At 63.3% G+C, this 21,491-nt stretch carries 22 protein-coding genes; 12 read left to right on the top strand and 10 right to left on the bottom strand.

Annotated elements, in window-relative coordinates; translation table 11 throughout:
• Positions 1–60 precede the first annotated feature (60 nt).
• The 4 genes from M0639_RS00735 (at position 61) to M0639_RS00720 (ending at position 3,236) form a co-directional block, all read left to right on the top strand.
• Positions 61–783 carry a FadR/GntR family transcriptional regulator gene (locus tag M0639_RS00735; protein ID WP_064073610.1) on the top strand — a complete coding sequence of 241 codons (723 nt, stop codon included), beginning with the start codon at positions 61–63 and terminating at the stop codon, positions 781–783.
• Complete coding sequence (locus M0639_RS00730; protein ID WP_003944185.1) at positions 780–1,430, top strand: sterol desaturase family protein; 651 nt, start codon at positions 780–782, stop codon at positions 1,428–1,430. The genes M0639_RS00735 and M0639_RS00730 overlap by 4 nt, the downstream gene beginning before the upstream one ends.
• Before the next feature lie 144 nt (positions 1,431–1,574).
• Entirely contained in the window at positions 1,575–1,733 is a 159-nt protein-coding gene (locus tag M0639_RS00725; protein ID WP_003944172.1) for a hypothetical protein, read from the top strand.
• 90 nt (positions 1,734–1,823) lie between these two features.
• The gene (locus M0639_RS00720) at positions 1,824–3,236 is read left to right on the top strand and encodes an amidase (RefSeq protein WP_064073611.1); all 1,413 of its coding nucleotides are present in this window, start codon (positions 1,824–1,826) and stop codon (positions 3,234–3,236) included.
• Positions 3,237–3,255: 19 nt separating this feature from the next.
• Here the strand turns inward: M0639_RS00720 and M0639_RS00715 are convergent, their stop codons facing one another.
• Genes M0639_RS00715 through M0639_RS00695 form a run of 5 tightly spaced genes read right to left on the bottom strand, consistent with a single transcriptional unit; the run spans position 3,256 to position 8,914 of the window.
• The gene (locus M0639_RS00715) at positions 3,256–5,454 is read right to left on the bottom strand and encodes an acyl-CoA dehydrogenase family protein (RefSeq protein ID WP_064073612.1); all 2,199 of its coding nucleotides are present in this window, start codon (positions 5,452–5,454) and stop codon (positions 3,256–3,258) included.
• A 4-nt stretch (positions 5,455–5,458) separates the two neighbouring features.
• On the bottom strand, positions 5,459–6,325 hold the full coding sequence (locus tag M0639_RS00710; protein WP_064073613.1) for an SDR family oxidoreductase: 867 nt from the start codon (positions 6,323–6,325) through the stop codon (positions 5,459–5,461).
• Positions 6,326–6,366: 41 nt separating this feature from the next.
• Positions 6,367–7,242: a MaoC/PaaZ C-terminal domain-containing protein gene (locus M0639_RS00705; RefSeq protein ID WP_050655961.1), complete on the bottom strand. Its 876-nt coding sequence runs from the start codon at positions 7,240–7,242 to the stop codon at positions 6,367–6,369.
• Positions 7,243–7,249: 7 nt separating this feature from the next.
• On the bottom strand, positions 7,250–7,681 hold the full coding sequence (locus M0639_RS00700; RefSeq protein WP_003944139.1) for a type II toxin-antitoxin system Rv0910 family toxin: 432 nt from the start codon (positions 7,679–7,681) through the stop codon (positions 7,250–7,252).
• 42 nt (positions 7,682–7,723) lie between these two features.
• A complete protein-coding gene (locus M0639_RS00695) occupies positions 7,724–8,914 on the bottom strand; it encodes a lipid-transfer protein (RefSeq protein ID WP_064073614.1) in 1,191 nt (396 codons plus the stop codon).
• Positions 8,915–9,016: 102 nt separating this feature from the next.
• On the opposite strand from M0639_RS00695, the gene M0639_RS00690 reads away from it, so the two are divergent.
• A complete protein-coding gene (locus M0639_RS00690) occupies positions 9,017–9,700 on the top strand; it encodes a TetR/AcrR family transcriptional regulator (protein ID WP_007735953.1) in 684 nt (227 codons plus the stop codon).
• Positions 9,697–10,248 (top strand): GNAT family N-acetyltransferase, encoded by a 552-nt coding sequence (locus tag M0639_RS00685; protein ID WP_064073615.1) that lies wholly within the window; start codon positions 9,697–9,699, stop codon positions 10,246–10,248. Before M0639_RS00690 ends, M0639_RS00685 begins: the two co-directional genes overlap by 4 nt.
• On the opposite strand, the gene M0639_RS00680 is transcribed toward M0639_RS00685, so the two are convergent.
• The 3 genes from M0639_RS00680 to M0639_RS00670 are packed head-to-tail and all read right to left on the bottom strand — an operon-like array spanning position 10,226 to position 12,952.
• Positions 10,226–11,683: an HNH endonuclease signature motif containing protein gene (locus M0639_RS00680; protein WP_064073616.1), complete on the bottom strand. Its 1,458-nt coding sequence runs from the start codon at positions 11,681–11,683 to the stop codon at positions 10,226–10,228. The genes M0639_RS00685 and M0639_RS00680 overlap by 23 nt on opposite strands.
• Positions 11,684–11,718: 35 nt before the next feature.
• Entirely contained in the window at positions 11,719–12,369 is a 651-nt protein-coding gene (locus M0639_RS00675) for a DUF6308 family protein (protein WP_054781280.1), read from the bottom strand.
• Positions 12,362–12,952: a hypothetical protein gene (locus tag M0639_RS00670; protein ID WP_054781279.1), complete on the bottom strand. Its 591-nt coding sequence runs from the start codon at positions 12,950–12,952 to the stop codon at positions 12,362–12,364. The genes M0639_RS00675 and M0639_RS00670 overlap by 8 nt, the downstream gene beginning before the upstream one ends.
• Before the next feature lie 158 nt (positions 12,953–13,110).
• Between M0639_RS00670 and M0639_RS00665 the strand changes: the two genes are divergently transcribed.
• Entirely contained in the window at positions 13,111–13,878 is a 768-nt protein-coding gene (locus M0639_RS00665) for an SDR family NAD(P)-dependent oxidoreductase (protein ID WP_003944195.1), read from the top strand.
• Between the two features lie 55 nt (positions 13,879–13,933).
• Here M0639_RS00665 and M0639_RS00660 read toward each other — a convergent pair whose 3' ends face one another.
• Complete coding sequence (locus M0639_RS00660) at positions 13,934–16,261, bottom strand: putative bifunctional diguanylate cyclase/phosphodiesterase (protein ID WP_064073617.1); 2,328 nt, start codon at positions 16,259–16,261, stop codon at positions 13,934–13,936.
• Between the two features lie 138 nt (positions 16,262–16,399).
• Positions 16,400–17,956 (bottom strand): TM0106 family RecB-like putative nuclease, encoded by a 1,557-nt coding sequence (locus tag M0639_RS00655; RefSeq protein ID WP_054827774.1) that lies wholly within the window; start codon positions 17,954–17,956, stop codon positions 16,400–16,402.
• A gap of 124 nt (positions 17,957–18,080) precedes the next feature.
• Between M0639_RS00655 and M0639_RS00650 the strand changes: the two genes are divergently transcribed.
• The 5 genes from M0639_RS00650 to M0639_RS00630 are packed head-to-tail and all read left to right on the top strand — an operon-like array spanning position 18,081 to position 21,452.
• A complete protein-coding gene (locus M0639_RS00650; protein WP_003944178.1) occupies positions 18,081–18,734 on the top strand; it encodes a DUF6474 family protein in 654 nt (217 codons plus the stop codon).
• A gap of 14 nt (positions 18,735–18,748) precedes the next feature.
• Positions 18,749–19,264 (top strand): hypothetical protein, encoded by a 516-nt coding sequence (locus M0639_RS00645; RefSeq protein ID WP_064073618.1) that lies wholly within the window; start codon positions 18,749–18,751, stop codon positions 19,262–19,264.
• Between the two features lie 49 nt (positions 19,265–19,313).
• Entirely contained in the window at positions 19,314–19,988 is a 675-nt protein-coding gene (locus tag M0639_RS00640; RefSeq protein ID WP_064073619.1) for a YcnI family copper-binding membrane protein, read from the top strand.
• The gene (locus M0639_RS00635) at positions 19,988–20,506 is read left to right on the top strand and encodes a copper resistance CopC family protein (protein WP_064073620.1); all 519 of its coding nucleotides are present in this window, start codon (positions 19,988–19,990) and stop codon (positions 20,504–20,506) included. The genes M0639_RS00640 and M0639_RS00635 overlap by 1 nt, the downstream gene beginning before the upstream one ends.
• Before the next feature lie 4 nt (positions 20,507–20,510).
• A complete protein-coding gene (locus M0639_RS00630; RefSeq protein ID WP_058038086.1) occupies positions 20,511–21,452 on the top strand; it encodes a copper resistance D family protein in 942 nt (313 codons plus the stop codon).
• Positions 21,453–21,491: the final 39 nt, after the last annotated feature.

Raw genomic sequence — 21,491 nt, 5'->3', positions numbered from 1 at the left:
CAATCGTTGAACTGGTATTACCACTTGACCTCTTACCGATACGCGCGTTACGGTCGGTACATGTTTCAACCCGTTGCACGTACCTCGGCCTCCGGCGCAGTCTTTGACCAGATTTCGGTGAAAGTGCTGGCCGGAGAGCTGGCTGCGGGTGAGGCACTACCCAGCGAGCGCAAGCTCGCCGAGGCATTCGGCGTCTCGCGGCCCGCAGTCCGCGAGGCAATTCAGAAGCTCGCCCAAGCCGGACTCGTCGAGGTCCGCCAGGGCGAGTCCACGTCGGTGCGCGATTTTCGACGCCAGGCCGGACCCGAACTTCTCCCCCAGCTGCTGGTGCGCGACGGCGTCCCCGACCTGAGCGTGGTGCGCAGCGTCCTGGAAACTCGCGAGTTGATGGGACCGCAGATCGCTGTGCTGGCCGCCCGACGCATCTCCGCGGAATCCGCCCGAGAACTCGACACGGCCGTTGATCAACTAGGCGCCACCGAAGATCCAGTGGAGTTGCAAGACCGCGCTCTGGCGTTCTGGGACGTCGTCGTCGACAGCGCAGATTCCATTGCCTTCCGTTTGATCTTCAACAGCCTTCGGGCCGCATACGAGCCGGCTATGACTGCACTTGCATCCGTCATGGTCGGCGAAGTCGGCCAGACCGACCTGTATCGAAAACTGGCCTCCGCCATCACTTCACACGACGAGCCAACTGCCGAGACGTCAGCCGCACAGCTCCTTCACACCGGCACGACGGCAATCGGCGACGCTCTCACCTTCCTGGAAGGACTGAAACCATGAGCAAGCCTCTCACTCTCGCCGATGCCGCACGGACGTTCCGCAAGTCACCGACGCCGTGGATGATCGGCACCATGCTGCTGGCCGCCGCGGCGGCGCGCATCGCAGTGGGCAACTGGCAGATCACCGACGCCCTCGTTCCGCTCGTGATGCTTGCCGCATTCCCCTTCGTGGAGTGGATCATTCACGTCTTCGTTCTCCATTGGAAGCCGCGAACCATTGCCGGCGTCACACTCGATTCACGGCTGGCGCGCAGCCATCGGGAACACCACTTTGCGCCGCGAACCGTCTCACTCATCTTCATCCCGTGGCAGACGCTCCTGATCGTGATTCCCGTTCTGACAGCCGTCGCCCTCCTGGCATTTCCCCGCGTCGAACTCGGTCTGACGTTCCTGACCTTCATTTCCGTGCTCGGCCTCGGTTACGAGTGGACACATTTCCTCATCCACAGTGACTACAAGCCGAAAACTGCTCTCTACCGGTCGGTTTGGCGCAATCACCGCAACCACCACTTCAAGAACGAGCACTACTGGTTCACCGTCACCACCGCGGGAACTGCCGATCGCGTACTGGGCACGTACCCCGATCCCAAATCCGTCGAGACCTCCCCGACAGCCAAGAACCTGCACGGCGCAGCGTCCAAGCTGTGAAGGAAGACCGATTCCTGGCCCCCAGCTGGCAATGAACTTGAACTTGACTGTGTATCAGTGATTTTCGTTGAAACTCGCCAGAACTGTGCTTAGTGTCGATGGAGTCAGAAGTTCGAAAAACGCTGTAACCGAAGGACACAACACATGTTCAACGATGTATTCAACAACGTCATCCACCCGATGGTCACGAACTTCCAGCAGTTGGGCCCCCAGCAGTTCATTCCGCAGCAGTTCATCCCCCAGGGAGTGTTCCAGCAGGCGCCGCAGGCGGCCGAGCAGGCAGTGACGATCTTCGGTAGCTGATACCGCAATCCACAGATAGCGCCACTCAGGGGTCGTCCGTCCAATATGCTGGACGGACGACCTGAGTGCCTCCGCCTGACAAGGATCCCCATGACCGCGAACACCCCCATCCACGCTTTCACCGACGACGCCCTGGGCGACCTCGACGCCACCGCCGTCGCCGCCCGGATCGAATCAGGCGAGGTGACCGCACGGGAAGTCATGGAGGCATCGATCGCCCGCGCCGAGGCAGTGCAGGGGCAATTGAACGGTCTAGCCTGCACTGATTTCGATCGTGCCCTCGCCAGGAGCAACCGGCCCGCCAAGGGCGTCTTTGCCGGTGTCCCCACCGCGATCAAGGACAACACCGACAGCGCCGGCCTTCCCACCCAGCAGGGCAGTACCGCCTTCACCGCGATCCCCGCCAAAGCCGACAGCGATTTTGCGAAGCAGTTCCTCTCCACCGGGGCCATTTCGATCGGCAAGACCCGACTGCCCGAGTTCGGATTCAGTGCGTCCACCGAATACATGACGGAAGAACCCGTCCACAACCCGTGGAATCCGGCGTACTCGTCGGGCGCTTCCTCGGGAGGCGCAGCCGCGCTTGTTGCTGCCGGCGTACTCCCGATCGCGCACGCCAACGACGGCGGTGGATCGATTCGCATTCCCGCCGCTGCCTGCGGACTCGTCGGACTCAAACCCACTCGCGGACGCACCATCGCCGATCCAGCCGACAAGTCGATGCCGATCCGGTTGATCGCCCAGGGCGCCGTTACTCGCACTGTTCGCGACACTGCACGATGGATGTCTGCGGCTGAGAACTACTACCGCAATCCGCGACTCGCACCGGTTCGCTTGATCGAAGGACCCAGCTCAACCCGCCTGCGCGTCGGCGTGATCGCCGATTCCGTCACCGTCACCAAGACGGACGACGAGACGCGCAAGTCCGTCGAAGCTACGGCCGAACTCCTTGCAAGCCTTGGCCATCATGTCGAGGACGCGGCACTGCCCGTCGGCCCCGAATTCATCGACGACTTCAGCATTTACTGGGGCTTTCTGTCGTTTGCCATCTCCACCGGTGGCAAACAAATGCTCGGACCCGACTTCGACAAGTCCGGCACCGACAATCTCACCAAGGGCCTCTACACGCTGTACCGGAAGAACCTGGTGAAGACGCCGCGCGTGCTCTACCGTCTGCGACGGCTCCAGCAGCAATACAGCGCCATGTTCTTGAAGTACGACGTCGTGCTCTCGCCGGCTCTGGGGCACACCACCCCCGAGCTCGGATACCTCTCTCCCGCTCAGCCTTTCGAGGAGCTTTTCGACAAGTTGATCGCGTACACGTCGTTCACACCGCTCAACAACATCTCCGGTGGTCCCGCGATTTCGCTACCGATGCATCAGACCAGCAACGGTTTGCCGTTGGCTGCGCATTTCTCCGCCGATCTCGGCGACGAGCGCACGCTCCTCGAATTGGCCTTCGAACTGGAAGAGGCTCAGCCCTGGAGAAGAATCCAGGACTGAGCCTCACCGGTAAGTACCCTCAGTCTCGCGGCAATCCGAGCATGCGCTCACCGATCACGTTGAGTTGCACCTCGGTTGTGCCGCCGTAGATGGTGGTGGCACGGCCCGAAATGAGCTGCTCCATCGCCTTGTCGCTTGGCTGACCTGGGATGCTGACCGCTCCGGCAGCACCCAGTTCGGCGACGACGAACTCGGCGATCGACTGGCTGATCTTCATCGCCAACAGCTTGCCGACGCTCGACGTCGTACTCACGTCGATCCCCGAAAGTTGCTTGAGCACAACGCGGGAGCCGATGAGGTCGATCGCCTGACTCTCCGCAACCAGCTCGCCGACACGGTAGCGTCCGATCGGGCTCAGGTCTGCCGACTTCGCGAACTTCAGCAGATCGGAGTCCGAGGCGTACGCCTCCATCTTCTGGCTGAGCGCGACGCGCTCGCCGGCCAGCGTCGTCCGGGCGACGTTCCAACCGTCGTTGACCTCGCCGACCACGTTCTCGTCGGGGATGAACACGTCGTCGAGGAACACCTCGTTGAACAACGCCGAACCCGTCATCTCACGCAGCGGGCGGACGGTGATGCCCGGTGTCGACATATCGAGCACGAAGTAGGTGATGCCCTGATGCTTCGGCTTGCCGGCGTCCGTACGGGCGATCAGCATCGCCCAGTCGGAAAACTGAGCAACCGTGGTCCAGATCTTCTGACCGGTGATCTTCCAACCGCCGTCGACCTTTTCGGCCTTCGTCGACAGTGATGCGAGGTCGGAACCAGCACCGGGCTCACTGAAGAGCTGGCACCACACCAGCTCACCCTGCAGGGTCGGTACTGCCAATTCCTGCTTCTGCTTGTCCGAACCATGCGCTACGACGGCCTGCACGGCCCAGGTGCCCATCAGGAGCTGCGGCATCGAGATACCCGCAGCCTTGATCTCCTGGGAGATGACGATCTGCTCGAGCGGAGCGGCGCTGCGCCCGTACGGCTTCGGCAGGTGCGGCTGAACCCAGCCGCCGTCGCCGAGCGCGATCAGCTGGTCGTCCTCGTCGAGCTCGACCAACTTGGCAAGCTCGGCCGCGATGCCGCCGCGGATCTCCTCTGCCTCCGGCGGCAGTTCGAGAACCGAAGCCCGGCTGACACCGTCAAGTGCTTGCTGCGCAACACGATTGGCTCGATCCTCGCGGGTGCCGAGAATGCCGCGGATCGAGAGCGCGCGGCGGTAGTACAGGTGTGCGTCGTGCTCCCACGTGAATCCGATGCCGCCGTGAACCTGCACGCAGTCCTGCGCTACCTGCACTGCGGCGTCCGGCACGATGACTGCGGCGATGTCGGCGGCAAAATCTGCCGTGTCGTCGCCCTTGTCCAATGCGCTTGCCGCATCCCACACAACGGCGCGTGCCTGCTCGAGCGCAATGCCCATCTGCGCACACTTGTGCTTGACGCCCTGGAACTGGCCGATGGGTCGCCCGAACTGCACGCGTGTCTTGGCGTACTCCGACGCAGTGGAAACACACCAGGACATGACGCCGACGTCTTCGGCGCCGAGAACGACTGCGGCAATGGACCGTACCCGCGCCTCGGTGAGACCGTCGAGTATCCGTTCGGCGCTGATCTGAACATTGTCAGCTTCGATCCGCGCACTACCGCGCAGCACGTCGATGCTGTCCTGCACGGTGATCGAGACTGCGCTGCTCTCGAGCACGGCGTAGCGAACGCCCTCGGGCAACTGGATCGGAACCAGCAGTACGTCGGCATGTTCACCGCCGAGCACACCGTCGAGTGCGCCCGTGATCTTGTACCCACCGTCCGACGACTCGGCCGCCAACGGTGCACCCAAGGCGACTGCTGCCGTACGACTTCCGTCGATCAGACCGGGCAGGAACTCGGGTCCCGCCTTGGAATCGGCGACACCGAGAACGGCACTTGCCAATACCGTCGGAACGAACGGGCCGGGAGAGACTGTGCGGCCCAATGCTTCCAGTGCCACCGCCAAGGTCAGCAGGCCGGCGCCGTGACCACCTTGCTCTTCCGGAACCGCGAGCCCGAGAAGGTCCTGCCCGACGAGTGCCGTCCAGAACTGGGGGAACTTGTCCTCGGTCCGCGACTCCACGGCCGCGCGCACCTGCTCGGTGGTGATGGTGCGCTCGGCGAAGGAGCGCACCGAATCTGCAAGCGCGGTGTGCTCCTCACTCAGCCCGAGGCCGAGTTCGTATGCGTTGCGTGCCATGCGCTTACAGTCGTTCTGCGAGGTCAGCGGTGGTCCAGGGACCCTCGCTCTCGATGGTGTTCACACCGTGCCAGCCGGCGAGTTCCGTGATGGCCCCACCCTGAACGGCATACACCTTGCCGGTGAGCTTGCAGTCCGCCGCCGCGAGATAGACCACGAGCGGCGAGATGTTGGACGGCGCAAACGCGTCGAACTCACCCTCGGGGACCTCGGCCGCGAAGAGCGCACCCATACCGGGTGTCGCCAGCGTCAGTCGAGTACGCGCGATCGGCGCAATTGCGTTGACGCGCACGCCGTATCGATCGAGCTCGTCAGCGGCCACCAAAGTCAGAGCTGCGATGCCCGCCTTGGCGGCACCGTAGTTGCCCTGGCCCGCATTGGGCATGAAGGTACCCGAAGCCGAAGCAGTGTTGATGACCGAAGCGTTGACGGTCTCGCCTGCCTTGCTCTGGTCCTTCCAGTATGCGGCAGCGTGGTGCAGTGTCGCTGCGTGCCCTTTGAGGTGCACGGCAATGACTGCGTCCCACTGGCTCTCGTCCATACCCGCGATGAAGGCGTCACGAAGAATGCCGGCGTTGTTGACCAGGACGTCGAGTCGGCCGAACTCACTGACGGCCTGCTTGACGAGGCCCTCGGCACCGTCCCAGGTGGCGATGTTGTCGGTGTTGGCAACGGCCTTGCCGCCTGCGGCAACGATCTCGTCGACTACCTGCTGCGCGGGGCCGGCATCTGCACCGGAACCGTCGTTTGCGCCGCCGAGGTCGTTGACCACGACGCTCGCACCCTCACGAGCGAAGAGCAGCGCATGCTCACGGCCGATGCCGCGTCCTGCTCCGGTGATGATCGCTACGCGACCGTCGAGACTTCCCATCAGTTCAGATTCCCATCAGTTCAGTTGTCGGACATGAAGACTCATTTGTCGGCGATGACCGCGAGGCCGTCCTTGATCACGAGGTCACCGACCGCACTGGTTTCGTACGAGTACGACGTGGCTCCGTCTGCCGAACTCGACTTGTAGAACACCGTCTCGATGTCCTGTGTCGGGAGTACGGGTTTCGCGAATCGCACTGCGAGACGGCGCAACCGCTCGGTCTCGCCGCCTGCCAGTTCGGTCAGGGCTCCCCACGACGTGAACGCCATCGTGCACAGTCCGTGGTTGATGATTCCGGGGAGCCCGGACATCCGAGCGATCTCCTCGTCAAGGTGGATCGGCATCGGATCGCCGGAAGCCGGTGAGTACCGGAACGTCTGGTCCTCGTCGATATGCTGGTTCACCACCGCTGCGGGACTACCAGCGCGAAGAGCGTCGTCGAATCGGTGTTCGGGAGCCTTCTCGCCAAGTCCGGGGCCCGCGTCGACCTTGCGGAAGAAGGCCGTCATCCACTGCTCGTTGACCAATTCACCCTTGTCGGTTTTGGTTTCGACGTAGATGACAACGGTGGATCCGTTGTCCCGGCCCTCGAATCCGATGGGCTTGGCGCGAGCGACCAGATGGTCGCCAGGGTAGATCGGACGGTGGAACAGGAAGTCCTGCTCACCGTGAACGAGCTTCATCAGCAGTTCGACCGGCGCCACCGACAGCGCAGCGGGTGCCATCGACATGAAGACGGGTACCACCGCGAAGACCGGTGGAGCGATCTCGCCTTTCAGGTGTCGCTCGATGGGGTCGTTTGTGGCAGCGGCATATTCGGCGATGCGCTCGGCTGTCACCTCGAAGTGCTCCGGATCGGTCCATACGTCCAGCCCGGACGTATCGAATTCGACCGCGTTGGTCTTCGGTGTCGTCATCGAGCCGTTACCCGACCAGCTCGGCGAACTTGGCCAGCGAGGCCTCGAGATCAGCCTTGGCGTTCTTGGCAACTGCCTTGCCGATCGGCCCGACGATCATGGTGCCCTTGAAGCTGGCGTCGACGGTTGCCTTCGAACCCGCACCGTCGGCCTCGACCGAGAGAACGAATTCGACGGTGACGCCGGCCATTCCGGTACCGGCAATCTTGACCATCTTCGGCACCTCGACCTCTTCGACGGTCCACTCGATCTTGTTGGCCATACCCATCACGGAGACGACCTCGGTGAACTTGGCGCCCAACGCGACCTCGGTGGGGAGTTCACTCTTCCAGCCCTGGTGAATGGTGAGCCACTCCTCCCAGCGCGACAGGTCGGAGAGCGCATCCCAGGTCTTCTCGGGGGATGCGGGCAGTACGGCGGAGACGGAAACGGAAGCCATGATGAAACTCCTAGTGGGTAGCTAGCGGGTTGAGGGTGTGATTCAGCGTGCGTAGGGCTTGTATGCGGTCACGACAACTGCACCGCCGAGTCCGATGTTGTGCTGGAGGGCGACCTTCGCGCCGTCGACCTGACGCTTGTCCGCGGTTCCGCGGAGCTGCCAGGTGAGTTCGGCGCACTGCGCGAGGCCTGTTGCTCCGAGGGGGTGGCCCTTCGAGATGAGGCCGCCGGACGGGTTGACCACCCAGCGTCCGCCGTAGGTGGTGTCGTCGGCGTCGACGAGCTTGCCGCCGTCACCTTCTGCGCACAGTCCGAGCGCCTCGTAGGTCAGCAACTCGTTGGTGGAGAAGCAGTCGTGGAGTTCGATGACGTCGACGTCGTCGGCGGTGATCCCGGCCTGCGCGTACACCTTCTCAGCGGCCTTACGGGTCATGTCCGCGCCGACGAGACTGATCGCGCTTTTGTCCTCGAAGGTGCTGTTCATGTCGGTGACCATGGCCTGCCCGACGATCTCGATCGCCTGAGCAGTGAGCCCGTGCTTCTCGACGAATGCTTCGCTGGCGATGATCGCCGCGCCGGATCCGTCCGAGGTAGGCGAGCACTGGAGCTTGGTGAGCGGGCCGTGGATCTGGCGTGCTTCGAGGATCTGCTCGAGGGTGTACTCGTCCTGGAACTGGGCATACGGGTTGTTCAGTGAGTGCTTGTGGTTCTTGACGGCGATCTTCGCGAACTGCTCTGCAGTGGTCCCGAAGCGTTCCATGTGCTCGACGCCCGCGGCGCCGAACATGTACGGAGCGGGCGGCATCGCGAACTCCTGCAGCTCGGCGAGAGCGAGGAGGTGCCGCATGAGTGGCTGTTCACGGTCGTCGTAGGTGGATCCGAGCGACCCGGATTGCATCTTCTCGAAGCCCAGCGCGAGTGCGCAGTCGGCCTGACCACTCTTGACCGCCTGCGTGGCGAGGTAGAGCGCGGTCGATCCCGTCGAACAGTTGTTGTTCACGTTGACGATGGGGATACCTGTCAGACCGAGCTCGTAGACAGCGCGCTGACCTGCGGTGGACTCGCCGTAGACGTAGCCGACGTATGCCTGCTCGACCTCGGTGTAGTCGATACCCGCGTCTTCGAGCGCCTTGGTACCCGACTCGCGTGCCATGTCGGGGTAGTCCCACTCGCGGGCTCCCGGCTTCTCGAACTTCGTCATGCCGACGCCGACGACAAAAACCCTGTTACTCATTGCCACTCCTGAAGAGAACGGTATCTGTGTGTGACACGCTGTCCCACCAAAGTATGTGAGACATCTTGTCCAGTCAATGGCGGGGTGAGTATCGTTCGATTTATGACAAAAACAGCCGAGTCGGCGCAGCCCGACGGGCGCAGCACTCGCTGGAACGATCACAAGGAGCAGCGCAAAGCGCGGATCCTCGACGCAGCACTCGATGCAGTCAACGAAGGTGGCGCCGACGTCGGCGTCCAGCAGATCGCCGAGCGCGCCGACGTCCCCCGTTCCGTTGTCTACCGGATCTTCAAGGATCGAGCCGACCTCGACGAGCAGCTGCGAGTCCGCATCCTCGAGATGATGATGACCGACCTGACCCCCACCCTCACGCCACAAGGCACCGTCGGCGAGGCCATCTCACGGGCCGTCGAGACCTACCTCCAGTGGATTGTGAAATATCCACGACTGCACCACTTTTTAGGCAAGGGCTCGCCGAGTACGCGGGCCACCGGTTCGAAAGTGGTGACCGGAACCAAGACGGCAATCGCCGTCCAATTGGGAAATTTGTTGGGCACGATCCTCACCAGCCGTGGCAAACCGTCGAAGATGGCTGAGCCCTTGGCTTTCGGCGTCATCGGATTGGTCGACGTCAGCGTCAACCGTTGGCTCAGCCAGCCGGGTTCCGATGTGACCAGCGCAGAATTGGCCGAGTTCCTCGAACGCTCCATCTGGCAGGTTCTCGACGGCAACCTCCGGAGCATCGGCGTCGACATAACGCTGTCGACGCCGATCGCCGACCTGTGACAGTCACCGAACTACCCTGGACACTCGGCGGACGTGGACTTCAACTGGTCCAGGTTCCATCACTCGCCCTCCACGCACTTGGTGAAGACAACGCCACTCTTGCAATGGAACTCGCACCCGACCTCCTGACCCCGTATCTCCTCGGCGAAGAATGCCAGGGCTTGTGGCGCTACCGTAGCAAGCAGATAGCAGAGAATCCCCTCGACAGCTCGTGGATCACCCGCATCGCAGTCGATGCCCGCACCTCGACGCCGGTGGGGTTGGCCGGATTCCACGGTCGCCCCGATGCGCGCGGGATGGTGGAGGTCGGATATCGCATCGACCCGGCGTTCCGGCGCCAGGGCTACGCACGGGCCGCCCTCGAGATACTTCTCGACGTCGCGAGTCGCGAATCCGAAGTACACACCGTTCGAGCGACCATCAGTCCGGACAACATCGCATCACGAAATCTGATCAGCCAGTACAATTTTTGCGAAGTCGGTGAGCAGTGGGACGAGGAAGACGGTCTGGAGACCATCTTCGAAGTCAGATCCTCTCCGGAACCGTGACAGCCGTCAACCCGCGGGTTTTATCGGTCCAGTGAATGGCACGGTCCTCCAGCATCACCGGCGTCCACAACCTGTATGTCTTCACCTGATGGTGATGACGACACAGGCATTGGAGGTTGCTCGCAATGGTCCACCCACCGCGTCTCGGATCGGAAGGATCGAACTCGGTGATGTGGTCGAGTTGGCACCTGTTCGCGGGCACCGAACAACCAGGGAACCGGCAGTGACCGTCGACGGCCCGCACCAATGCGGCCAGAGCCGCTCCCGGAGCATAGGTCAGCGCGCCGGGAGGCGGATCGGGTTGGGTGCCATGCCCATCCGATCTTCGAACGATGTCCGGGGATCGCGCGACCAACCGTTGCATCGCCCGAATCCGATCCCCGCAGCCGTTCGGTTCGCGACTTGGGCGATCACGTCGGGTGACAAGCGGCAGGACAGTCGGAGCATGCTGCCGACGCGGTCGGTTCCCCGCGGCCTGGGCGCGGAAATCGACGAACAAGGCCTGCCAGGTGGAATCAGCGGCGAGCTCGCGAGCAAAATCAGGATCGATCGGCCCGTATCCGTCGATGCTCGCGGGATCTGACGTCAATCCGAGGAGCGTCGCCAGATCACACACGATGTGCAACACCGGCTTCCGACGTGAGGGCGCAGTCGATCGAGCTGCTGGGGATACTGCCTCGCACGTTTCGCTGCCACACTGGCACGTCAGCCCCTGTTCGCCGTGCAGCAGAGCGACCAGTGCGTCGGCCCTACGGGTCGAGACATTTCGTGGATCGTGGTTGCAGACGCTTCCGGCGGCCTCGTTGATCAGGCCAAGCGCTTCGACGGCCTCGGTCGCGCTGAGTGTTGCCTGCAACTGGGCGAGTCCGTGACGGTCTGCACGCGTGCGAACATCGCGGTGTTCCAGCATCTTCCGGCGACGTTCGGCGGCAGCATCCGGATCGTAGGCAAAGAGCTGGCGCTCGATGTCGCGCTCCAGTTGCCCGGGCGGAAGACGGTGCGCCGAGGCAAGTACCCGGCGCTCGAGTGCTGCGATCGCCTCCGGGTCGGCCCCGGTGAGTCCGTCGACAATCTTGCGCACGCGCGCATAGTCCAGCTCGCCGGCAGCGAAGGCGGCCTTGGTGAACGGAAGGAACTCCCGCAGGGCATCACCGATCTCGATGTGGACTTCGGCAGTACGACGCGAGCACGTGAGCATGACCGCGATCTCGTTGCATGCGATCCGCCACGCCTTGTCGACATCACCGGACACGTCGAGTTCGGCGTTGAATCTCGACTCCGACAACATGGATGCACCGAGCACCTTTTGCGCGGCAAGCATGTTCTCGCTCTGCGCCGTCGCAAAGAGCATGTCCGGCAACACGAGTGGGTCGACGACAGGACAGCCGTCATCGACGGATGTCCCCACACCGCTCGTCAATCCCTTATCGAACATACATTCGACAATAGACCTGCCCACCGACAAGAAAGCTAGAGTGCCGGTTTGTATCCCTTACCCTGCATCCACGCCAGCACGTCCAACACCCTGATGACCGGAACGGATTCGTCGAGACCTGCTCGTGCACGTAGATCGAGGAGTCGACTCTGCAACTCGTCTTCCCGCATGGCTACGCGAACGGGTTCCAGGTGGGCCGACTTCGTTCCCAACTCCCGCCCGACGACGTCGTCGTAGATCGGGAAGAGTCGCGGACGCTTGCGCGCGATCAGTTTGGACGCCGTGGTTCGCCCGACACCGTGAATCTCTCGAAGCGCCGTCTCCAACCGCCACACCGGAGATTCCGGAGTGAAGGGATCGGGTTCGTTCGACAGATCGCGATCCGGGCCCACGTCCGCCAGGAGTCGGTTCAGTTCGGCATTGTTCTCCCCGAGCAGGAAGAAGGCTCCTTGCGCCGGAACCTGAACCGACAGAAGCGTCACCGCAACAAGATCTTCCGCGGTGAAGATGTTCGCATCACGATCGCGATTGCCACTGGGATCCCAGGAATCCCACAACGCACCGGTTCGGAGATAACCGGTCTTTCGGAGCGGCCTCGTGAAATATTCCTGCAGCACGTCGACCGCGCCGTCATCGTCCCCGTCTCGCAGCACACGCGGGAGTCGGATGGGCAACTGATCAAGCATGGTCGAGCGACCTTTCCAGTACATATTTGGCGAACCCGGCGTTGTGATACTGCCGAAATGGGCCCTTGCCCTTGGCAACAAGATGCTCCGCGAGCGGACGAACCGTCGTCACGTCGACGGGCAGTTGGGCGAACTGTTCCAACGCATCCGAGTCCTCGAGACTGCAGTCGATCACGGTCCCGTCGCCGTCGGCGGACGCCAACTCGGTGCGTCTGATGGCGACCAGATCGTGCTTGGCGTCGAGTTCTTCGATGCTGCATCCGGTTCGCGATTCCAGTGCCGAACTGGATACGTACACGGACATGACGTGCTCGATCGGCTTACCGCCGACCAGATGGCACTCGACGCTCAGAATCTCCATCGGACCGATATTGAGCGTGAACAAGCGATGGCGCTCCGCCGATCGGTTGGTCGACGGCAGGCAACTGATCGTCCACTGTTCGATCTCGACGGCGGCCGGAGCGTCGAACGCGTAGGAGAGAACCTCGGCAATCAGTTCGGCAAGATCTTCGAAGAGAGGGTCGCGCTGCAACCGCTCGAAATTCTCGACAGAAGCGGCGGGACGCACAGGCGCCTTGCTCACGCAGGTCCCCTCTCGTCCGGTGCTTTGCTCTCAGACCTCGCGTCCAAGGTACCCAGCCCTACGCGGGTCTCGCGCGTTCGCCCTCACATACACCCTCGCGTTATGGTTCTCGACACGTACCACCGCCTTACCGATCGCTAACTCGAGGAGCACACGAAGTGGAAATCAAGGGAACCGCAGCACTGGTCACCGGAGCGGCATCAGGCCTCGGCGCCGCAACAGCCAAGCGCCTCGCCGACGCCGGCGCTACCGTCTTCGGCCTGGATCTGCCCGCGTCGATCGAGCGCGCAGGCGACAACGTCCCCGCCGGCGTCACCCTCATCCCCACCGACGTGACCAGCGGCGAAGAGGTCGAAGCAGCGATCAACCAGATCGTCGAGTCGGGCTCCCCGCTGCGCATCGTCGTCAACTGTGCCGGTGTCGGCTGGGCCGGACGCATCCTGTCCAAGAAGGGTCCGCACGACCTCGAGCTGTTCCGCACGGTCATCACCGTCAACCTGCTCGGCACCTTCAACGTCATGCGCCTGGCCGCCGACGCCATCGCCAAGACCGAGGCCGTCGACGAGTCGGGCCAGCGCGGCGTTGTCATCAACACCGCTTCCGTTGCTGCCTTCGAAGGCCAGATCGGCCAGATCGCGTACTCCGCCTCCAAGGGCGGCGTGCACGGCATGACGGTTCCGGCTGCCCGTGACCTTGCGCAGTTCGGCATCCGCGTCAACACGATCGCTCCCGGCATCATCGACACCCCGATGCTCGCAGGCGTCACCGACGAGTACCGCAAGGGCCTCGAGGCCGGCGTTCCGTTCCCGTCCCGCCTGGGCCAGCCGTCCGAGTACGCGCAGCTCGCGCAGATGATCGTCGAGCACGACTACCTCAACGGCGAGACCATCCGCATGGACGGCGCACTGCGCATGGCGCCGCGCTAACCTCCCTGCTGTGCGCCTTTATTAACCGCCCGCGGTTAATAAAGGCGCACAGTTGTCAGAACGAATGAAAATACCCACCGTTGGAGTGGGCAGTTGCGCTGAGGTACTCGGCCACTTCCTTCGCCGGCATCGGTCGGCTGACGTAGTAACCCTGAACCAATTCGCAACCGGCGGTAAGCAAGAGCCTCAGCTGGTCGGCCGTCTCCACGCCTTCCGCCAATGACTGCATACCGAGCGCCTTCGCCACCTCGACCACCGAAGTGACAACTGCCGAATCACCCTCGCTCAGTTCGGTGATGAACGACCGGTCGATCTTGAGGATGTCCAACGGCAGTTTCTTCAAACTCTCGAAAGACGAATAGCCGGTTCCGAAGTCGTCCAGGGCAATCGCAATTCCGGTGGCACGCAGGCGATCCAACTCGGCGACGGCAAGCTCCTCCACTGCTCCCGTCTCTGTGATTTCCAGCTGAAGCCGTTTGCCGGACAGACCGCTTGCCTCCAGCGCATCGTTCACGGCCGATCCGAAGCCGGACGACATCAGTTGCACCGGAGAGACGTTCACCGTCACGTAAGTGTCGTCGGGCCACGTCGCGGCTTCGGCGCACGCCATGTTCAGTACCTGAAGCCCCAGAGGGACTATCAGGCCGGTCTCCTCCGCGACATCGATGAAAATGTGCGGTGCAAGCACGCCCCGCACCGGGTGATTCCAGCGAAGCAGTGCCTCGAAACCCTCGACGCGGCCGGTGTCCGCACGAACCTGCGGTTGGTAGTACAGCTCGAACTGCCGAGACTCGATCGCAAGCCCAAGTTCTTGCAGGGCCGATGCTCGCTCCCTGGCCCGCGCCCGCAGCACCGGCGAGTATCTTCCTACCCGGTTCTTGCCGGCGGATTTTGCCGCATACAGCGCCAGGTCGGCGGACATGACAAGCGTGTCCGCATCTTCGGAATCTGCGGGTGCGCCGGCATAGCCGATCGATGCACGAACCTCGATGCGATTCCCCCGCACGTAAAACGGCTCACGCAATGCATCCAGATAGCGAGCGAACACCTCTCCGCCGTCCCCTGTTCCCCGCAAGACGACGCCGAATTCGTCACCACCGATTCGCGCGCACATGGCGCCGTCGACCACCCGATTGAGCCGTGCAGCAACGGAAATCAACAATTTGTCACCGACAGGGTGCCCTAACGTGTCGTTCACCGACTTGAAATTGTCCAGGTCGAGGATTCCGACAAGGACTTCCTCGCCGGTTCGGACGGTGCCGAGCGCGTCGGACAGCTCCGAGCCGAACGTCCGGCGATTCGGGAGCCCGGTCAGTCCGTCGGTTGCAGCAAGCCACAGAATTCGCCGCTCGTAGTTGTACTTCTCGGTGATGTCCGAGCCCACGCCTCGCCAACCCACGAACTCCGTGGCCTCGGATAGCCTGGGATGACCCGACAGAGACCACCATCGGTCGACGCCGTCGACACGAACGGGAATGACGACCTCTCGAAACGGCATGAGGCGGTCGAGGTGATCTCCGATGACCTGGACCGCGGCTCGGCCACTCTTCGTCGAACCCACGTCGAGCCGATCCAACAATCCGCGCAGCGACAGGGTTTGCAGGTCGGAGACGGGAACTCCCGAGATCTGCGACAGCCGAGCGGAGGTGTGCGACAACGTCCCGGTGGTGTCGACTTCCCACAGCCAGTCGCGTGACCCACCCTCGAAATCGTCGAGAAGCAAACTGACCGTCTGGCGCTCGGCAGCAGCCTCGAACTCGGCGAGACAACGACTTCGGAACGACGCCCAGAGGTACACGACGCCGATAATCAGTGTCACCGAGTAAACGACCAACTGGAACGAGAGGACAGCATATTCTGTAGTTCTCTTGGGCAGGATAACGACGAGCAATCCGATGCTGTGCACCAGAATCCACGCTACCGCTATCGACCGAACCGTCGACAACGCTACGGCGCCGGCGCCCATGACTCCGGCGAATGTCGCTAGAAGCACAAGCTTTCGCGAGTTGTCCGTCACGGGAAGCATCGCGGCGGCGAGAACGACAAGCAGAAGCCCGAGCAGGATCACCTCGAGCATGAGCGCCCAGTAGTCGTACCTCGTCGTATGTTTGGGCGTGTACCGGCCCTTCAGGACGACTCGCGGTATCCAGACGCGCACCGAATTGAGGACGACCAAGAAGGCCGCAGAACCCCAGATCACCCGAAACTCGTTGTGACCGGGGGGTATGACATACACAAGCAAAGCGCACACGCTGAGTACATTGACCATGTTGGCCAGTGGCGCGACCGTCGTCACCTGCAGTATCTGGCGTGCGAAGAGGTCGCGCCGCTCGACGTCAGACAGTTCGGCGTCACTCGCACTCGAAGCCAGCCTGCTCAGCATGCAACACCCTCCATCGTGGAGCCGACCAGATGAAGGTAGCGCGGATGCGGGTTCCGGACACACGATGACGAGAAACTACGAGTTGAAACATACTGTTAAATAGGATGTTTCAGACAATCGCGACAGAACGGATCAGCGCTACAACTCGGAAGCCAGCGGAATTTCCTTCTCCGCGCGGTCCGTCATCCACTCACGGAGGACCTTGGTGGCAATGACGTCGTCCTCGTTGTACTGCAGGATGCGAGTCCGCTGCGTCTCGTCCGGCTCACCGTCGTAGCCGACCGCCTCGCGGTACCACGCCATCGACGCTTCACCCCCGGCCTCGGCGTCACGCCAGTTGAAGCCGGCGACGGGAGCAATCTTCTTGAGTCCCTTGCCGTTCGGGCAGATGAACTGATCACTCACCGCTTGATAGATGTCGACCCACTGCGGACTGTCGATGAACTCGCGGATCTCGTCCTTACTCGGAATCCCGGGTTCACCGGCAAACCTGCGCGCCGAGTCCAACAACCACTTGTCCTCGGCCGAACGCGAATAGCAGTACGCGGCAAAGGTTTTACCCGAAGCGGCGGCCGCGGCACGTTCCGCCATCAGCCAGCCCCAGAACTCTGCGAACGACCGCGCCTCGTCACGTGTCGGCAACGGATCCCACGTCGCAAATCCTCGATACATCGAGAAGCCACCGACATTGAGCAACGTCCCCCACAGGTAGGCGCCGTGCTCCTGATAGCTCTCCATGTCGACGTCGATCTCGATGTCCGCCCGAGTCACCGAGATTTTCTCGAACCGCCGCACCAACGGAGCATCCACCAACCACGCCTTGGCGATCACGACTGCGTCGTCGAAATTTCCGTGCGGCCAATCCTCGAGCGGCTCACCGTCCCAGGCGGCCAGCTGATCGATCGTGTTGCAGCCCACGTCGCGCAGAAGCTCGGCCCGCGATCCGACAGCGACGAGGCTGACGTCGCGGTTGCGAACCAACTCCTGCTTGCATTCGGTCCACCACGGGCACGACTTGCACTCGCTCACCTGTGACGGAGACGTCAGCACCTCACCGCGGGCCACAGCGATACGGTCGGCGAAACGCTTGTCGTAATCGTCGAGAATCGCGCTGAGGTCGTGGACGAGGATGCAGTCTCCGTTGTATCCGATCGCGCCTGCCGTCAGCGACGGGCTCGCCAGCCCACGACGCTCGAGCATCCGATAGACCTGCGCGACGCGCATCTGATCGCGGACCTGACTGCGGACCTTGCGTTTGGGATCGGCCGCGGGCTCCCATTCGAAGAGCCCCGAGGTGATCGCGCCCTGGCCGGGATCGGTCACCTTGTGATTGACGACAATGACGGGGATGTACCCGCCACCCTCGTCGTCACGGATGAGCATTTCGCAGCGACCCTTGCGTCCGGTGTCGCGCTCGACCGGCAAGACCGCGCCCCAGATCCGGTCCGCGCCGGCCTCACAGGCAGCCAAGGTGTCGCGAGCCTGAGCCGACGCCGATTGGTCGGGGTTGATCTTCACCCAACGCTCGGGAGCAGCACCGATCACGAGTTCGGCGATCTCCGCGCGCTTCGCGATCGCGGCATCCTGGCGCTGCTTGACGCCGGTGTCGACGGGTTCCGAAGCCGATTTCCCGGGAAACAACCCGTCCAGACGCACCCGATGACGGCATCGGGTCAACGCCCCCGAATCGATGATCGGGAGCTGGGGCGCGGGGTTGTTAACGGAACACACGATGACGAAGATTATGTGCTCCCCTAGGCTGAAGCCGAAGCGCAGGTACCTGGCAACACACAAACACCTGGAAACGGGGTCCTTTTCGATGGGGTTGTTCAAGAAGCGAAAGTCTCGTGCCACCCGCAAGGCGGAGGCAAAGGCTCTCAAGCACAAGGCTGAGGTCGAGGCGAAGCTCAACGCCAAGAGCCAGCGTAAGCGCGACAAGGTCGAGACCAAGTCGCTCAAGAAGCTGGAGAAAGCCGAGATCGAGTCACAGCACAAGATCGAAAAGGCGCAGATCGCGACCCTGAAGGCGCAGGAGAAGGCCGCTGCGAATCAGGGCCTGACCGTCGCCAAGGTGCGTAAGTACCTGGGAGTGGCACGTCTGCTTGCCCCCGTTCTCCTGCCGATCGCTTACCGCGCAGCCACGGCGGTGCGCGCCCAGCTCGACACCACGCGTGCACAGAAGATGGGCATCGCCGTCGACCAGCTCGGTGACTACACCGGTCACGGCGCGAAGTTGAGCGCTCGTATCGCCGGCGCCGAGAGCTCGGTCACCGAGATCCTCAGCCGCAAGCCCGACGACGCGGAGACGCAGCGTTTCGCCGCCGCCATCCGTGAGCGCCTCGGCGACCTCAGCACGGCAGTTCGCGCTGCCGAGCAGATGCCGCAGGCTCGCCGTAAAGCAGCTCACCAGGCGATTTCTTCCGAACTCGACGGCGTCGAAGCAGATCTGCTCGCACGTCTCGGCGTGCGCTAGACCTGAGAACGCCAGTGAGAGCAGCCGAGCAGACCTCGACCCTCCGGGGGACAGCTGTCGGTTCCGCTTCGGCTGCTCTCGCTGTCGCCGCGCACGGGATCGGCGGAGGCGAGCTGCCACAGTCGTCGTCGCTGACCCTGTTGCTCGCCGTCTGCGCAACCGTCGGCGCCGTGACGGCCACCCTTCCCGCCCTCTCACGGGGGCCCGCTGCCTTGATCGTTGCTCTGGGTCTGGGTCAGTTGGCCGCGCACACCACCATGACGCTCTCCGAGCACGCTCATTCGCCCGCTCCGGGATTGGTGATGCTCGGTGCTCACGCCAGTGCCACCGTCGCTTGTGCGGTGGCGGTCCTGGCCGCCGAGCGCCTCTACCGAGTTGTCACCCACGCTCTCCACGTCGTCCTGGCGTCTCTGGCTCCCGCCGCTGTCACTTCCCGCGGCCACACCGTCTCGACCGGAATCCATCACGGACCTGTCGACGCTCTACTTCGCGCCAGCATCTCGCGGCGCGGTCCTCCTGCCCTGGTCTGAAGATTCGTAGAATGCCCCCCTTCACCAGACCAAGAGGACACTTCCCGACATGAAGAACACCCTGATTTCGCGCGCGGTTGTCACGACCGTCGCTACCGGCAGCGCCGTGCTGCTGGCCGCCGGAATTGCTTCAGCACACGTCAGCGTCGTCGCACCAGGAGCTGCGCAGGGCGGATACTCCGTTCTCACGTTCCGCGTGCCCACCGAATCCGACACCGCTTCGACCACCAAACTGACGGTGGCGCTCCCCGACCTCAAGTCGGCACGCACCGAACCGATGCCCGGCTGGACCGCCGTCGTGGAGAAGGACCCCACCTCGTTGGTCGCCAAGTCCGTGACGTGGACCGCCGACCCCGGCGTCGGAATCGCCCCCGGCCAGTTCCAGCAGTTCGTCCTTTCTGCCGGCCCGCTGCCGGAGCAGGAAGAGGTCGAGTTCAAGGCCGTCCAGACGTACAGCGACGGCAACGTCGTCAACTGGGATCAGGAAGAGCTTGCCGACGGCAGCGAGCCGGACAAGCCCGCCCCGACGCTGACTCTCGCCGCGTCCACCGGCGATGCCCACGGAGCCCCCTCTGCCGATAACACTGCCGAGACGTCCGCCGCATCCGAAGCCTCTGACTCTTCGTCGGACAACACCGCCCGCTGGCTCGGCGGCGTCGGCCTGGTGCTCGGCGCGTTGGGCGCTGCACTCGGCCTCGGCGCACTGGTCAGGAGCAAGCGCTGATGAGTACCCGGATCAAGGTCATCACCGTCGGCATGCTCGCGATGCTGGCCACGATGCTCGGAATGGGCACGGCCAGTGCACACTCCGCGGTGGTCGGCTCCAACCCGGAAAACGGTGCGTCCATTCAGGTTGCGCCTGACACGGTTTCGGTCACGTTCAACGAGGCTCTGCAGGCACAGTTCGCGGCGCTGACCGTCACCGGTCCGGACGGCAACCTCTGGACCAAGAGCGATCCGTCCGTCGAAGGACCCACTGTCAGTGCAGACCTCGGCGATCTCGGGCCGACCGGCGTCTACACCATCGCGTACCGCGTCACCTCCGCTGACGGTCACCCCGTCAACGGAACTCTGACCTTCACCCTCACCGAGGCGGGGTCGGGCACTCCCGGCGCTGCTGCTGCGTCGAGTACGGGTGAGTCGGAGTCCGGCAGCATGCCGGTGTGGATCTTCATCGTCGCCGGCGTCGTCGTGTTCGGCGGTGCGCTGTTCTTCGTGCTGCGTAAGCCGAAGTCGAGCTGATCGCGTGACGGGTACGGCAAACAGGTGGTGGTTGCTGTTTGCCGTACCCACAGCTCTGCTGGGAGTCCTCATCGCCTGGGGCCTCGCGAGCCCCTCGGGACCCGAATCGTCGAGCACTGTCCGCGTTCTCGCGATCGGATGCGGCTCGTTGACGCTCGGCATCGCGACGCTTGCCTGGATGGGCCGCAGTGAACGCCGCCCGGCAACAACCCCCGCGATCATGTGGACTCAGCTCACCGCGGCGGCAGCGGTTTGGCTCGTCGCCGAGATCACGCTCCTCGTGCTCAATGCCGCAGCCGCAGACGGCGCCCCGGTCACCTCACTGACCATCGGGCACTTCGGCGCATTCGTCTCCGAGGTCAACGTCGGCCGCGTCGGTGTCGCGATCATCGCGTGCGCGTTTGCCGTGGTCTGTTACGGCATCTACGGGTTCACCAATCCCGAGACGGTGCCCGTCGCACCGGCATTGGTCGTCTCCGCGTTGGCGCTCGCTGCCCGCCCGATCACCGGGCACATGGCGCAGCAGAGCTTCGGATCGATCCTCGACGCCGTTCACGTCCTCGCTGCGGCCTTGTGGTTCGGCGTGCTCGCCGCACTCGCGCTTGCCGTACCGTCGCGCGGTGCCTGGGCGATCTGGTTGCCCAAGTACTCCGCTCTCGCCTGGCGATGCGTCCTCGCGCTGGTCGTCACCGGTATCGTCAACGCCGTCGTGCGACTCGACTCACTCTCCGCCTTCTACGACACCGCATACGGCCGGGTGATCCTCGCCAAGATCGTGGCGATCGGACTGCTCGTCGCCCTGGGATGGTGGTGGCGCCGGACATGGGTGGTCGCGAGCGCTGCACACCGCATGAGTTCGGACGGATCCCTGCGTCGCGCCATCGGTGAAGTTGTCTTCATGGCCATCGCATTCGGGCTTGCCGCGGCCCTTGCGACAACTGCGTAAGACGTGCCTCAGCGCGACATTTCGTGACCCGCACATTTA

This window comes from Rhodococcus qingshengii JCM 15477 (genome assembly GCF_023221595.1).
Lineage (GTDB): Bacteria > Actinomycetota > Actinomycetes > Mycobacteriales > Mycobacteriaceae > Rhodococcus_F > Rhodococcus_F qingshengii.
The sequence above is the reverse complement of the archived record's forward strand: the minus strand, read 5'-3'. Positions and strand labels throughout refer to the sequence as shown.

Excerpts from the sequence above, each read along its gene's own strand:
- M0639_RS00735 (WP_064073610.1), top strand. The coding sequence starts at position 61 with ATGTTTCAACCCGTTGCACGTACCTCGGCCTCCGGCGCAGTCTTTGAC.
- M0639_RS00730 (WP_003944185.1), top strand. The coding sequence starts at position 780 with ATGAGCAAGCCTCTCACTCTCGCCGATGCCGCACGGACGTTCCGCAAG.
- M0639_RS00725 (WP_003944172.1), top strand. The coding sequence starts at position 1,575 with ATGTTCAACGATGTATTCAACAACGTCATCCACCCGATGGTCACGAAC.
- M0639_RS00720 (WP_064073611.1), top strand. The coding sequence starts at position 1,824 with ATGACCGCGAACACCCCCATCCACGCTTTCACCGACGACGCCCTGGGC.
- M0639_RS00715 (WP_064073612.1), bottom strand. The coding sequence starts at position 5,454 with ATGGCACGCAACGCATACGAACTCGGCCTCGGGCTGAGTGAGGAGCAC.
- M0639_RS00710 (WP_064073613.1), bottom strand. The coding sequence starts at position 6,325 with ATGGGAAGTCTCGACGGTCGCGTAGCGATCATCACCGGAGCAGGACGC.
- M0639_RS00705 (WP_050655961.1), bottom strand. The coding sequence starts at position 7,242 with ATGACGACACCGAAGACCAACGCGGTCGAATTCGATACGTCCGGGCTG.
- M0639_RS00700 (WP_003944139.1), bottom strand. The coding sequence starts at position 7,681 with ATGGCTTCCGTTTCCGTCTCCGCCGTACTGCCCGCATCCCCCGAGAAG.
- M0639_RS00695 (WP_064073614.1), bottom strand. The coding sequence starts at position 8,914 with ATGAGTAACAGGGTTTTTGTCGTCGGCGTCGGCATGACGAAGTTCGAG.
- M0639_RS00690 (WP_007735953.1), top strand. The coding sequence starts at position 9,017 with ATGACAAAAACAGCCGAGTCGGCGCAGCCCGACGGGCGCAGCACTCGC.
- M0639_RS00680 (WP_064073616.1), bottom strand. The coding sequence starts at position 11,683 with ATGTTCGATAAGGGATTGACGAGCGGTGTGGGGACATCCGTCGATGAC.
- M0639_RS00675 (WP_054781280.1), bottom strand. The coding sequence starts at position 12,369 with ATGCTTGATCAGTTGCCCATCCGACTCCCGCGTGTGCTGCGAGACGGG.
- M0639_RS00660 (WP_064073617.1), bottom strand. The coding sequence starts at position 16,261 with ATGCTGAGCAGGCTGGCTTCGAGTGCGAGTGACGCCGAACTGTCTGAC.
- M0639_RS00650 (WP_003944178.1), top strand. The coding sequence starts at position 18,081 with ATGGGGTTGTTCAAGAAGCGAAAGTCTCGTGCCACCCGCAAGGCGGAG.
- M0639_RS00640 (WP_064073619.1), top strand. The coding sequence starts at position 19,314 with ATGAAGAACACCCTGATTTCGCGCGCGGTTGTCACGACCGTCGCTACC.
- M0639_RS00635 (WP_064073620.1), top strand. The coding sequence starts at position 19,988 with ATGAGTACCCGGATCAAGGTCATCACCGTCGGCATGCTCGCGATGCTG.